Consider the following 13,643-nt stretch of genomic DNA (forward strand, 5'->3'; position numbering starts at 1 on the left):
GTGAAGAGAGCTCTGGAGGAGATTATCAGAAGTTTTTTAGTATGATAATTGGTCTGCCCGCCTTAAGGGATTGAGAGGATAAGTACTTACTTATCAAAAAGAGTGGTAACGCGGATATAATTCGTCTCTTAGCTGTAAAGCTAAGGGACTTTTTTGATTTTAAAATTAAAATATCCACATAGCTTAAAAGCTAAAATTCACAAATTTTGAAAGTTGTAAGAGTATTTATCAATAAGAGTGGTAACGCGGTAAAGTCGTCTCTTAGTCATTAAAGACTGAGAGACTTTTTTTGTAACTTGAAACATGAAAGTATTAAAATTTGAGGGAAATTATAATTAAAAGAGAGGGGTAATAAAAATGAAAGTATTTAAAAAATTATTAAGTTTAGGATTAGTATTAGGATTAACTTTATCACTAGTAGGATGTAGTGGTGGAGAAGAAAAAACAAAATTAGAGCAAATAAAAGAAAATGGAAAATTAGTTGTAGGTACTAGTGCAGAATTCCCACCATTTGAATTCCATAAAGTAGTAGATGGTAAAGATTCAATAAAAGGATTCGATGTAATGTTAGCTGAAGAATTTGCAAAGGAGCTTGGTGTAAAAGTTGAAATTAAAGATATGTCATTTGATGGATTAATAGGAGCTTTAAATGCAGACCAAGTTGACATAGTTCTTGCAGGTATGTCACCAACACCAGAAAGAGAAAAGAGTGTTGATTTCTCAGAGTTATATTATTTAAGTAGAAATGCAGTTATAGTTAAAGATGCAGATATAGATAAAGTAAAGACTGAAGATGATTTAAAGAAACTTAAAGTTGGAGTACAAGCAGGAAGTATCCAAGAAGAATATGTAGTTAATACTCTAAAAATGACAACTACTAAATCTTTAAAAGCAATACCTGATTTAATTACAGAATTAAAAAATGGAAACATAGATGCTGTTGTTACTAATGAAGCAGTTTCTTTAATAAATGTTAAAAAATATGATGGAATCAAAATGGCAAATACTGAAGTTGGTAAAGATGTAACAGAAGGTATGGCAGCAGCAATCAAAAAAGCTGATAACAACAAAGACTTTATAGAATTATTGAATAAAAAGATAAAAGAATTACAAGATGGTAAAAAAATAGAAGAATTTTTAAATGAAGCATCTACTGAAGCTGCTTCAAATTAGTAAGAAAGTTATGTGGGAGATGAAATTATGAGTTTAGATTTTAGTTTTTTAAGTAGATTTGGAACTTCTTTTCTGGAAGGAACAGGTGTGACAGTAGGAATTTCTCTTGTGGCATTATGCTTTGGATTTATAATAGGTATAATCATCTGTATGGCAAGAATATCCAAGAGTAAAGTATTAAGAGCAATATCATCAATCTATATTGAGATTTTAAGAGGAACACCATTATTAGTACAGATATATATAGTATGGTTTGGATTACCTCAATTAGGAATAAGATTCCCTATGTTATTTGGTATACCAAGTGAATTTATAGCTAGTGCATTTGCATTATCAGTAAACTCTGGAGCATATGTGGCAGAGATACTTAGATCAGGTATACAATCAGTTGATAATGGACAAATGGAAGCAAGTAGATCATTAGGATTAAATTACTGGTCAACTATGAGATATATAATAATACCTCAGGCTATAAAAAATATACTACCTTCATTAGCAAATGAGTTTATTACACTTGTAAAAGAATCTTCAATAATCTCTGTAATAGGAGTTGTTGAAATAATGCGTACTGCTGATATAGTAAAAAATGCAGCATTCAAAGCATTAGAGCCATTAATAGTAGCAGCAGCAATTTACTTTGTTATAACATTTACTCTATCAAGATTAGTTGGATTATTAGAAAAGAAACTGTCTGTGTCTAACTAGATGAGAGCGTGTTTAGCATTTAGGGAAAACATAGAATAGTAAAAAGGAAAGTGATAATATGATTACAATAAAAAATTTAAGTAAATCTTTTGGAGATTTAAATGTATTAAAAAATATAGACTTAGAAATCGCTAAAGGCGAAATAATGGTTATAGTAGGTCCTAGTGGTTCTGGTAAAAGTACACTTCTTAGATGTATGAATTTACTAGAAATACCTACAGGTGGAGATATAATATTTGAAGGAAAAAATTTGGTTGATAAAAAAACTAATATTGATGAAATTAGACAAAATATAGGTATGGTGTTTCAAAACTTTAATTTATTCCCACATAAGACTATTTTAGATAATATAACATTAGCACCAATTAAATTAAAAAAGATGACTAAAGAAGAAGCAGAAAAAAAAGCAGAAGTTTTGTTAAGTAGAGTTGGTCTTTTAGATAAAAAAGATTCTTATCCATCACAATTATCTGGAGGTCAGAAGCAGAGAATAGCAATAGCTAGAGCACTTGCTATGGAACCCGATATGATGTTGTTCGATGAGCCAACATCCGCTCTTGACCCAGAAATGGTAAACGAGGTTCTTGATGTTATAAAGGAACTTGCAAAAGAAGGGATGACAATGGCAATTGTAACTCATGAGATGGGATTTGCGAAAGAAGTAGCAGATAGAGTTATTTTTATAGATGGAGGAAGTGTACTAGAAGACAATACTCCAGAAGAAGTTTTTGGAAACCCAAAACATGAAAGAACTAAATCATTCTTAGCAAAAGTATTATAATATGTAAAAAGGATGTTATTGATATTAGAAATTCAATACATCCTTTTTTTATGATGATTAATATAATTTAAAATTATATTAATCTTATTTTGCTAAATTTTTGCAGAAAAAAAGAGCTCGGGGTAAGCTCTTTTTTTCCACCGAATCAATTTCCGTTATCAATCCGATTTTTAATAAATATAAAATATATCCTTATGAAAGGGTATTGGGAATAGATATATTAACTAACTAGGGTTACCAGGGGGATAACCTTAATTTATTATAACAAAATGCGACACAAAAATCAATATTTTTTTTGATATAAATTATAAAAGTTATTTTTATAACAAGTAAGCTTATAAAAATAACTTTTATAGTAAAAATAAGCATATGTATAATATAATATATTTATTTTATATAATATATTATTTTATCATATATTGTATTTTATAACGTATTTTTGTAGGATATAATATAAGCATATTATATTTTACTATAAAACTTTATAATAAAGTGAAAAAACTAATTTTTTATGAAAGAATATTTTGTAAATTTAAGATTGTCTTTTTAATAAAGATTAACAAAAAAAATACTATAATTAGTGGTATAATAGTTAGAGCTGAAATTTTAAATAAAGGTAGGTGTAATTAAGTTGGAAATATACTTAGACAATAGCGCAACTACAAAACCTTATCAAGAAGTTATAGATAAAATGGTGTATGCACTTAGTACGGATTATGGAAATCCTTCTTCTGTTCACAGAAAAGGTGTAGACGTTGAAAAAGGAATAAAAGAAGTAAGACAGGTTATAGCTAAATCTCTAGGAGCGAAAGAAAAGGAGATTTATTTTACATCAGGTGGTACAGAATGTAATAATACTATAATAAGAGGAGTTGCAAACTTAAATAAAAAGCGAAAAAATCATATAATATCTACTAACATAGAACATCCTTCTGTTTTAAATACATTGAAGGATTTAGAAGAAGATGGTTTTGAAGTAACTTACTTAGAGGTCGGAAAAGATGGAAAGATAAATATAGAAGATTTAAAGAATGCAATAAAGTCAACTACATGTTTAGTAAGTATGATGCATGTTAATAACGAAATAGGAACCATACAGCCAATCGACGAAGTCGGAAAGTATTTGAAGTCTTTAAAAGAAAAGATATATTTTCATGTGGATGCTATTCAATCATATGGAAAAATTAATTTTAGACCATCTAAATACAATATAGATTTTATGAGCGTGAGTGCACATAAATTTCATGGACCAAAAGGAATTGGATTTATGTATATAAAAGAAAATAATCGTCTTAAGCCTATGTTAACAGGTGGAGGACAGGAAATAGGAATTAGGTCTGGGACAGAAAATGTACCTGGTATATATGGGCTTGGAGAAGCTGTCAGAATACTAAATAAAGATTTAGATGCAGTTATTTCAAAAGTAAATAATTTAAAAGATACATTTAAAAATAAAATAATTGATAATATAGAAGATATAAAAGTTAATTCTCCAGAAGATGGTGTATGTCATATATTAAATATATCATTTAGAGGTACAAAAGGAGAGGTATTACTTCATTACTTAGAACAAAAAGGTATTTATGTATCAACTGGCTCTGCATGTTCTTCTAAGAAGAAGGGTAGCCATGTTTTAAATGCTATAGGTCTTACAAATGAAGAAATAAATGGAACAATAAGATTTAGTTTATCTGATATGAATACAGAAGAAGAAATATCAGAAGTTGTAGAAGTATTGAAAGAATCAATTTGCGACTTAAGGTCAATAATGAGAAGGAAATAAAGAATACAGTATAAATAATGAGAATAAATTAGTTTAAGAGGTGAAATGGTGTATAATATATTAATAGTAAAGTATGGAGAAATTGGAGTAAAAGGGAAAAATAGATATATATTTGAAAATAGACTTATAAGAAATATAAGAAATATGTTAAAACCAATTGGTAAATTTAATGTATATAAAGAATATGGAAGAATATATGTTGATTTAGAAGATTATGATTATGAAGAAGTAATTGAAGAAGTTAGAAAAGTATTTGGAATAGTGGGTGTATGCCCTGGAGTAAGAGCTAAAAAAGATTATGATACATTAAAAGAAATAGCTTTAAAAATGTTAGAGGAAAAAATAGAAGCAGGTTATAAAACGTTCAAAGTAGAGTCAAGAAGAGGAGATAAATCTTTTAGATTGACTTCTCAAGAAATGAGTATGGATATAGGTGGATACTTATTATCAAAGGTAGGAGATAAGATTGATGTTGATGTAAGAAATCCAGAAATTAAAATAAAATGTGAATACAGAGAATTCCATACTATGGTCTATAGTGATACTATACCTGGATATGGTGGATTACCACTTGGAACAAATGGTAGAGCTATGTCTCTTTTATCAGGAGGTATAGATAGTCCAGTAGCAACATGGATGGTTGCAAAAAGAGGTATGGAAGTAGAGGCAGTACACTTCCATAGTTATCCGTTTACAAGCGAAAGGTCACAAGAAAAAGTTAAAGACTTAGCTAAGATATTGGCAAAGTATTGTGGAAGAGTAAGACTTCATAAAGTTAACATATTAGAAATACAAAAAGCAATTGGCGAGAATTGTAATGAAGAAGAAGCTACTATTCTTTCAAGAAGATTCATGATGAGAATAGCACAGAAACTTTCTGAAAAAAGACATTGTGATGCTTTAATTACAGGTGAAAGTATCGGCCAGGTTGCATCTCAAACAATACAAGGTCTTACTTGTACTAATGCTGTTGTAGATTTACCAGTATTTAGACCACTTATAGCAATGGATAAATCGGATATAGTTGATATAGCCAAAAAAATAGGAACTTTTGAAACATCTATAATTCCTGAAGAAGATTGTTGTAGCGTATTTTCTCCTAGAAAGCCTGTTACTAAACCTAGGTTAGAAAAGATAGAAAAATCTGAAACAGCACTTGATATTGATGGATTAGTACAAGATGCAATTGATAGAATAGAGGTTGAAGATATAGAATTCTAATATACAAGTGATTTAGCCTCTTGGGGGAGGTGTTATATGTGATTCATATATTGTGTGTTGGTATTGGAGGATTTTCTGGTGCTATATTAAGATATTTAATATCTTTAAGATTTGCAGAAGCTAAGTTCCCATTTGGAACTCTAATCGTCAATGTTATGGGTGGAGTTTTGATTGGTTTTATCATGGAAATGAGTACAAGAACAAATTATATTTCTGATAATTTGAAATTATTTTTGGTAACTGGTCTAATGGGAGGTCTTACTACATTTTCCACATTTAGTTTTGAGAATGTAAAATTTTTTGATAGTGGCAATTATATGTTATTTGGGTTAAATATATTCTTAAATTTAACGTTAAGTATTTTAGGAGTTTTTATTGGGAGAACTCTATGTAGACAATTTGTTAATATGTAGTATTTTAAAGTAAGTACTATAATTTTATTTAATGGGAATGATTATTATGAATAAAAAGGGTTTTACACTAATTGAATTATTGGTAGTTATATCTATAATAGGAATTTTAGTTATAGTCGCAGTTCCAGCACTATTTAGAAATATAGAAAAAAGTAAAGCAGTTACATGTCTTTCAAATAGGGAGAATATAAAGACTCAAATTGTTATTGCAATGGCTGAGGAAACAAGTAAAGACAAGAAGGAACTTATAAAAGATGTATTAAAAAATAAAGATGGAAAATACTTTGAAACAGAGCCAAAGTGTAAATCAGGTGGAACATATTCAGCAGAATTTGATAATGGTTATGATGGAATAACTGGAGAAGAAAGTATAGCAAAAGTGTATGTTACTTGTACAGAGCATCCAGATGGTGTTGAGATGGCTAGAGATGTATATCAAAGTATGACAGATTTAATTGCATCATTTGCACAAGACCCTTCTATAATACCAGGAAATTCAAAAAATAATGATGATTTTAGAAATTATTTGTTGGATAATAAGTATAAAAATGGTTGGCCTAAAATTCCAGAGGAATTTAAGAAAAAGTACGATTTAGGAAAAGAGACATTGTATATACAACCATATGCAAATAAGCCTAATACAAATGAAGCTAATGTAGTTGTATTTGCAAACACTTCAACTAAAGGTAATTGGTATGCTTCTTTAATTTATGATTACGATGAAGCTAAATGGTATAAAGGTAAAAGTGGTATTTCTGTAGCAAATAAAACATGGGAAGTTTTAAAAGAAGAAATCCATACTAAATCTGGTTGGGGTCCTTTAAATTAATATGATATATATTACTGGTATTGATTAGACTATAGAATAATATTCTCTATAGTTAATTAATACCAGATTTTATTTTGAATATTTTATTGGTGCAGTATGATTATTGAATATTTACTATTTTAAAGTCTTCACATATAAACTAAAAATAACTATAATAAGAATATAAAGAATATTAGTTAAATACTAAATTTTTATCAAATTTAGTATTTATACTAAGTAATACATAAAAGGGGAATAGATATATGAGTAATTTACAAGATAATCAAACAATAAACTTAATACAAAGTCGTAGAAGTATACGAAAATTTACAACGGAGCAAATTACAAACGAGCAACTGGATACATTGTTACACTGTGCATTTGCAGCTCCTTCGGGATGTAATAAACAACCTTGGCATATAAGTGTTGTGCAAGACCAGAAACTTTTAAAAGAGATTAGTGATGATACCTTATCCAGAATCCATGAAGTTAGTAATGTTGAGATAAATAAGAATTTTAAATTATTTTATGGTGCACCAACTGTTTTATTTATTTCTTATGATGAAGAAAATTCATGGGCTCCATATGATGTAGGAATACTTACAGGAAATGTAACTACAGCTGCACAAGCATTAGGATTAGGAAGTTGCATAATAGGAATGGTTAGGGGATTATTTACACCTGTTGAACAAGGGGATATAGCAGGTCTTGTGAGTGTATTAGATGAGAATGATGTAAAAGAATCAGATTCAATAAAGATGATGTTTGATACAAATAAAAAATATAGAGAATTGTTGAATATACCAGAAGGGTATTCTGTACCTTTTGGTATTGCTATAGGTGTCCCAGATGGAAATCTACCAAAAGCTAGAGATGTTGTTTATAAAGTTTCTAGAGCTTAGAATATCAGATTAATCAAATGATTATATAAATTTATATGATTAAAAAAGATAACATAAGACTGAAAATAAAAATTTATTTATTTTTAGTCTTATTTTTTATTATTTTATATTTATAAATGAAAAAAAAGTGAAGTAGATTTGTTAGTCTAAGTATATAAAATAAAAATTATAAAGTCGAGAAGTATAAATAAACACTTTATAATATTTTGGAAATAAATAGCAAAATATTGAAATGAAGAAAAAAGAATGTTAAAATAAAATGAAAGTAACCCTTAGTTATAAAAGGGCTTTTTTTTATACCTATAAAAATCTAAAAATATTACACTTAAAAACCAATCTAAAAAATTTTTCATTTCTAATAAACAAGTACACATCAATAAAATAAAATTAAACCTAAAAACAGTAAAATATTTATAAATTTGATTGTTAATTAAGTGCATTTTCTTTGAAAAATTATGTATAAAATTGAAGAAAAGTTCCAATTTTTTGAATAGTAACTTTTTTATAACAAATGGAAACTATTGGAAGTAAAAAATAATGATAATTATAATAAAAATATCTTTTTAATTAAAAAATATTAATGGATTAAGTATATTATATAATTATACATTTAAATATTTCCATCAAATCAATAAGGACAAATAATAATTAAGAGTAAGTGGCTTAGAAATAATGAAGATAAAAGAAATAGTAAAATAGAATAATTTAGATAATAATATTTTATTGATAAATTACACCAACTGTAAACTATAACCCTACTTTAAAATTATTTTTATTATAAGTAGGGTTATAATATTACTATATTAATTATATTGTAGGGGGAAAAGATGAGAGAAGAATCGAACTCTTTAAATTTAAATCATATAGAAATTTTCTTTGAACTTTTGTCTCAAAGTACAGAAGACTATATATTTTTTTGGGACATAAACAGGAATAAATTTAAAATTTCTTCAGCAGTTTTTGATGAATTTAACTTAAGTAAAGATGTAGATTCTGATGTAGTAAATTGTTGGAGTAAAATTATTTATCCAGATGATGTTCAAGTGTGGGAAGATGATATACAAGCGTTGATAGATGGAAAAAAAGATGAACATAATCTAGAATATCGATTAATTAATAAATATGGGGAAGTAGTATGGATTTCTTGTAGAGGGAAGGCTTATATATCAGAAGATAAAAAAACTATAGTTTTGGTTGGAAGAATAAAGAATATTGGTGAAAAAAATAAGTTTGATTCCATCACTGGAACATGGAATAGAGAACAGTTCGAGTACTGGATGAATTATATCATAAAAGAAAAGACCTATGAAAGTGGAGCTATATTTATTATGGATATAGACAATTTCAAAAATATAAATGAAAAATATGGTCACTCTTATGGTGACAAGGTCTTGCGTGCAATTGCCACCGAAGTGTTAGAATATTTACCAAAAGATGTTCGATTGTATAGATTAGATGGAGATGAATTTGCATTTTTTTACCCTATGTGTACTAAAGAGACTATAAATAAAATCTACGAAAAGATACAGATGTATACCAATACTCAACATGAGATTGAATCGAATAAGTATTATTGCACAGTAACTGCGGGGGTTGCTATGTATCCACAGGATGGAGATACTTATTTGGACTTATTCAAACATGCCGATATTGCACTAGATATAGCAAAAATAAATGGAAAGAATAGAATTAAGTTTTTTTCACCAGAATTATACGAAAACAAACTAAAGGTAATTTCAATGCAACATAAGCTAAGAGAAAGTATTGAAAATAACTTTAATGACCTTGAACTATTTTTTCAGCCACAAATAGATGCAGCCACAAGAGAAGTAATAGGAGCCGAGGCACTTCTAAGATGGCATTCAAGTACTTATGGAGAAGTATCTCCTATTGAATTTATACCAATCTTGGAGCAAAGCAATTTGATTATACCAGTGGGGAAGTGGATTATAAAAGAAGCTGTAAAACAGTGTAAAGAATGGCATAAAATAAATCCAGACTTCAAGATATCTGTAAACGTATCGTACATTCAATTAAAAGAAGATTTTTTTAGAGATTTTATAGTTGAATGTTTAATAGAGTATCAATTAAGACCTGAATTTTTAATTTTGGAGTTAACAGAGAATTGTTGGATACCAGATATAAATTTACTGAATGATAAGTTTATTAGCTTAAAGGGTATAGGAGTACATATTGCAATAGATGATTTTGGTACAGGATATTCATCTTTAAATTACCTTAAAGAACTGTCTGTTAATATAATAAAAATTGAAAGAAGTTTTGTTAAGAATATTACATATAATAGCTATGAACATACTTTCCTTGAATATATCATTAAATTGGCTCACATCATCAACTTAAAAGTTTGCGTTGAAGGTATAGAGTCTTATGAAGAATATGATATAGTAAAGAGTCTAGGTGTAGATATTATTCAAGGATTTTTATTTGGAAGACCTGTGAGCGCATCTGAGTTTTATAAACTTCAATTGTCAAAGTAAATATATAAAAAATGCTACGTATAGAAGATAATGTAGTAGTATATTAAAATAGGGTAAAGTACAAGTTTTTAAGAAGCTTATACTTTACCCTGTTTCATTGTGCAAATATATCTTAACTATTATATACTTTTACCCCAAATTTAGATATTATTTCACTAGCTTTTTTAATATCTTCTTTACTAGCATCAGGAACATCTTTTAGTTCATAATCTATTCCTAGATTCTCCCATTTGTGTATTCCCATAGAATGGTATGGTAGTAATTCAAATCTTTCTACATTTTTTAATGTAGCTACAAATTGACCTAGTTTTTCTAGGTTATCTGTATAATCAGTAATACCAGGAACTAAAACATGTCTTATCCACACAGGGATATTTCTTGAGTCTAAGTGTCTAGCAAGTTTTAGAGCTTTATCCATACCAACACCAGTCAAATCAATAGATTTCTCTTCAACCATATGTTTTAAATCAAGCAAAACTAAATCAGTATTATCTAGAATTGGGTCTATGGTTTTTATATCTACAAATCCAGATGTATCCAAACAAGTGTGTATATCATTTTCTTTTGCTTTTTTAAATAATTCACTCAAAAATTCTGGCTGAAGAGTAGATTCTCCACCAGAAGCAGTTATACCACCACCAGAAAACTTCATAAAAGAAGTATACTTAAGAGCATCAGTTATTATCTCATCAACTGTATATGCTTTCCCTGACTTAGTATCCCATGTATCTCTGTTATGGCAGTACTTGCATCTAAGTGGACATCCCTGAAAAAATAATATATATCTTATTCCTGGCCCATCTACAGTGCCAAATGTTTCTATAGAGTGTATCTTTCCCTTAATCATAGAGTTCACCTCACAATATATTTTAATGACTTTATTAATAGTTATAATATTTGTCTAAAAAAAGCCATCCTATACCAGAAATAATTCAAATATAAGATGGCCTTTTATTTTTATTTTCTACACAGTAGTAATCTTAGCTAAAGTATAAAAATTTAAAGACTAAGCCATTTTACCGTGGAATGTTCTGTTTATAACATCTAATTGTTGTTCTTTTGTTAATTTTATGAAGTTAACAGCATATCCAGATACTCTTATAGTTAATTGTGGATATTCTTCTGGATGTTCCATAGCATCTTCTAAAGTAGCTCTATCAAATACATTTACATTTAAGTGATGAGCATTTTGAGAGAAGTATCCATCCATCATTGCAGAAAGATTGTTTATTCTTTCATTCATATCTTTTCCTAAAGCAGCTGGTACTATAGAGAAAGTATTAGATATACCATCTTGAGCATGCTCATATGGTAATTTAGCAACTGAAGATAATGAAGCTAAAGCACCATTAGTATCTCTACCATGCATTGGGTTAGCACCAGGAGCAAATGGAGCACCAGCTCTTCTACCATCTGGTGTATTACCAGTTTTCTTACCATAAACAACATTTGAAGTTATTGTAAGTATAGATTGAGTTGGATAAGAATTTCTATAAGTTTTATTTTTTCTTATTTTATTCATAAAGCTTTCAACTAACTCTACAGCTATACTATCAACTCTGTCATCATTGTTTCCGTATTTTGGATAGTCTCCTTCTATTTCAAAATCAACAGCTATTCCTTGTTCATTTCTAATAGTTTTAACTTTGGCATGTTTTATAGCAGATAATGAGTCTGCACAAACTGATAATCCAGCCATACCACAAGCCATAGTTCTGAATATATCTCTATCATGTAATGCCATTTCTAATGCTTCATAAGAATATTTATCATGCATGTAATGTATTACATTTAAAGTATTTACATATAATGTTGCTAACCAATCAGTGAATGGTTCAAATTTACTTATAACTTCATCATAATCTAAGTACTCAGAAGTTATAGGCTCAAATCTTGGTCCAACTTGAACGCCAGATTTCTCATCTATACCACCATTTATAGCATATAATAAAGTTTTTGCTAAGTTAACTCTAGCTCCAAAGAACTGCATTTGCTTACCAATTTTCATTGCAGATACACAACAAGCTATACCATAGTCATCTCCCCAGTATGCTCTCATTAAATCATCATTTTCATACTGTACTGAACTTGTATCTATAGATACTTTAGAACAGAAATCTTTGAATCCTTGAGGTAATTTAGTTGACCATAGAACTGTTAAGTTTGGTTCTGGAGAAGGTCCTAATGTATATAGAGTATTTAACATTCTAAATGAGTTTTTAGTAACTAATGTTCTACCATCTATTCCCATACCTCCTATACACTCAGTTACCCAAGTTGGGTCTCCAGAGAATAGGTTATTGTAATCAGGAGTTCTTAGGAATTTAACCATTCTTAATTTCATAACAAAATGGTCCATATATTCTTGTAATTCTTCTTCTGTTACTATTCCTGCTTTTAAGTCTCTTTCAAAGTATATGTCTAAGAAAGTAGATGTTCTACCTAAAGACATCGCAGCACCATTTTGGTCTTTAACAGCACCTAAATAACCAAAGTATAACCATTGTACAGCTTCTTTTGAGTTAGTCGCTGGTTTTGATATATCAAATCCATAAGACTGAGCCATCTTTTTAAGTTCATTTAAAGCTGATATTTGCTCAGCTATTTCTTCTCTTAGTCTGATAACTTCCTCATCCATGCAAGAAACTTCTAATGATTCCTTTTGCTTATTTTTATCTTCTATTAAGGCATCAACACCGTATAAAGCAACTCTTCTATAGTCACCAATTATTCTACCTCTACCATAAGCATCTGGAAGACCTGTTATTATACCAGATTTTCTAGCTGCTCTCATTTCTGGAGTGTAAACATCAAAAACTCCTTGGTTGTGTGTTTTTCTGTATTTAGTGAATATATCTTTTATTTCTGAGTCTAATTCATATCCAAAAGCATCACATGAGTTTTCAACCATTTTTATACCACCATATGGCATAACAGCTCTTTTTAAAGGGGCATCCGTTTGTAACCCAACTATTGTTTCTAATCCTTTATCTAAATATCCTGGAGCATATGCAGCTATTCCAGAAACAGTTTTTGTATCAACATCTAAAGTACCACCATTTTCTCTTTCTTCTTTAAATAAAACCATAGCTTTGTCCCATAGCTTTTTAGTGTTTTCAGTAGCACCAGCTAAGAAAGAGTCATTTCCTTCATATGGAGAATAGTTTAATTGTATAAACTCTCTAACATTTACTTCTTTAGTCCATCTTCCTGTTTTAAATCCTTGCCATGCATTCATTAAGTATTTCCTCCTTAGATTTAAATGATAAATAATACTATTAAAATTAATTTTTATATACTTAATTTGTTTTATATATTTTTTAAAAAATATATTTTCTAATATAATAATAACATATTAT

The 13,643-nt window shown here is 28.7% G+C and carries 11 protein-coding genes and 1 other annotated feature (1 of these 12 cut by a window edge); of the genes, 9 read left to right on the forward strand and 2 right to left on the reverse strand.

Annotated elements, in window-relative coordinates; genetic code table 11:
- Positions 1 to 132: a binding site (T-box leader), on the forward strand; it begins 81 nt to the left of the window's first position.
- Between the two features lie 225 nt (positions 133 to 357).
- From Q3223_RS09335 to Q3223_RS09375, 9 genes are all read left to right on the forward strand, one after another.
- The gene (locus tag Q3223_RS09335) at positions 358 to 1,173 is read left to right on the forward strand and encodes a transporter substrate-binding domain-containing protein (RefSeq protein WP_054269275.1); all 816 of its coding nucleotides are present in this window, start codon (positions 358 to 360) and stop codon (positions 1,171 to 1,173) included.
- Positions 1,174 to 1,200: 27 nt separating this feature from the next.
- Positions 1,201 to 1,878 (forward strand): amino acid ABC transporter permease, encoded by a 678-nt coding sequence (locus Q3223_RS09340; protein ID WP_054269276.1) that lies wholly within the window; start codon positions 1,201 to 1,203, stop codon positions 1,876 to 1,878.
- A 58-nt stretch (positions 1,879 to 1,936) separates the two neighbouring features.
- Positions 1,937 to 2,659 carry an amino acid ABC transporter ATP-binding protein gene (locus Q3223_RS09345; protein WP_054269277.1) on the forward strand — a complete coding sequence of 241 codons (723 nt, stop codon included), beginning with the start codon at positions 1,937 to 1,939 and terminating at the stop codon, positions 2,657 to 2,659.
- Between the two features lie 631 nt (positions 2,660 to 3,290).
- A complete protein-coding gene (locus Q3223_RS09350; RefSeq protein ID WP_167640374.1) occupies positions 3,291 to 4,442 on the forward strand; it encodes a cysteine desulfurase family protein in 1,152 nt (383 codons plus the stop codon).
- A gap of 45 nt (positions 4,443 to 4,487) precedes the next feature.
- The gene (thiI, locus tag Q3223_RS09355; RefSeq protein ID WP_074179186.1) at positions 4,488 to 5,663 is read left to right on the forward strand and encodes a tRNA uracil 4-sulfurtransferase ThiI; all 1,176 of its coding nucleotides are present in this window, start codon (positions 4,488 to 4,490) and stop codon (positions 5,661 to 5,663) included.
- A gap of 38 nt (positions 5,664 to 5,701) precedes the next feature.
- Positions 5,702 to 6,076 carry a fluoride efflux transporter CrcB gene (crcB, locus tag Q3223_RS09360; protein WP_054269280.1) on the forward strand — a complete coding sequence of 125 codons (375 nt, stop codon included), beginning with the start codon at positions 5,702 to 5,704 and terminating at the stop codon, positions 6,074 to 6,076.
- A 46-nt stretch (positions 6,077 to 6,122) separates the two neighbouring features.
- Positions 6,123 to 6,905 (forward strand): prepilin-type N-terminal cleavage/methylation domain-containing protein, encoded by a 783-nt coding sequence (locus Q3223_RS09365; protein WP_054269281.1) that lies wholly within the window; start codon positions 6,123 to 6,125, stop codon positions 6,903 to 6,905.
- Positions 6,906 to 7,147: 242 nt separating this feature from the next.
- Positions 7,148 to 7,786 (forward strand): nitroreductase, encoded by a 639-nt coding sequence (locus tag Q3223_RS09370; protein ID WP_074179187.1) that lies wholly within the window; start codon positions 7,148 to 7,150, stop codon positions 7,784 to 7,786.
- A gap of 827 nt (positions 7,787 to 8,613) precedes the next feature.
- Positions 8,614 to 10,284: a GGDEF and EAL domain-containing protein gene (locus Q3223_RS09375; protein WP_054269402.1), complete on the forward strand. Its 1,671-nt coding sequence runs from the start codon at positions 8,614 to 8,616 to the stop codon at positions 10,282 to 10,284.
- A gap of 112 nt (positions 10,285 to 10,396) precedes the next feature.
- On the opposite strand, the gene pflA is transcribed toward Q3223_RS09375, so the two are convergent.
- Both pflA and pflB read right to left on the reverse strand, forming a co-directional pair.
- Positions 10,397 to 11,131 (reverse strand): pyruvate formate-lyase-activating protein, encoded by a 735-nt coding sequence (gene pflA, locus Q3223_RS09380; protein WP_407811893.1) that lies wholly within the window; start codon positions 11,129 to 11,131, stop codon positions 10,397 to 10,399.
- A 159-nt stretch (positions 11,132 to 11,290) separates the two neighbouring features.
- Positions 11,291 to 13,522 carry a formate C-acetyltransferase gene (gene pflB / locus Q3223_RS09385; protein WP_074179189.1) on the reverse strand — a complete coding sequence of 744 codons (2,232 nt, stop codon included), beginning with the start codon at positions 13,520 to 13,522 and terminating at the stop codon, positions 11,291 to 11,293.
- Positions 13,523 to 13,643: the final 121 nt, after the last annotated feature.

It is taken from the genome of Clostridioides sp. GD02367 (assembly GCF_045900275.1).
Classification (GTDB): domain Bacteria; phylum Bacillota; class Clostridia; order Peptostreptococcales; family Peptostreptococcaceae; genus Clostridioides; species Clostridioides difficile_A.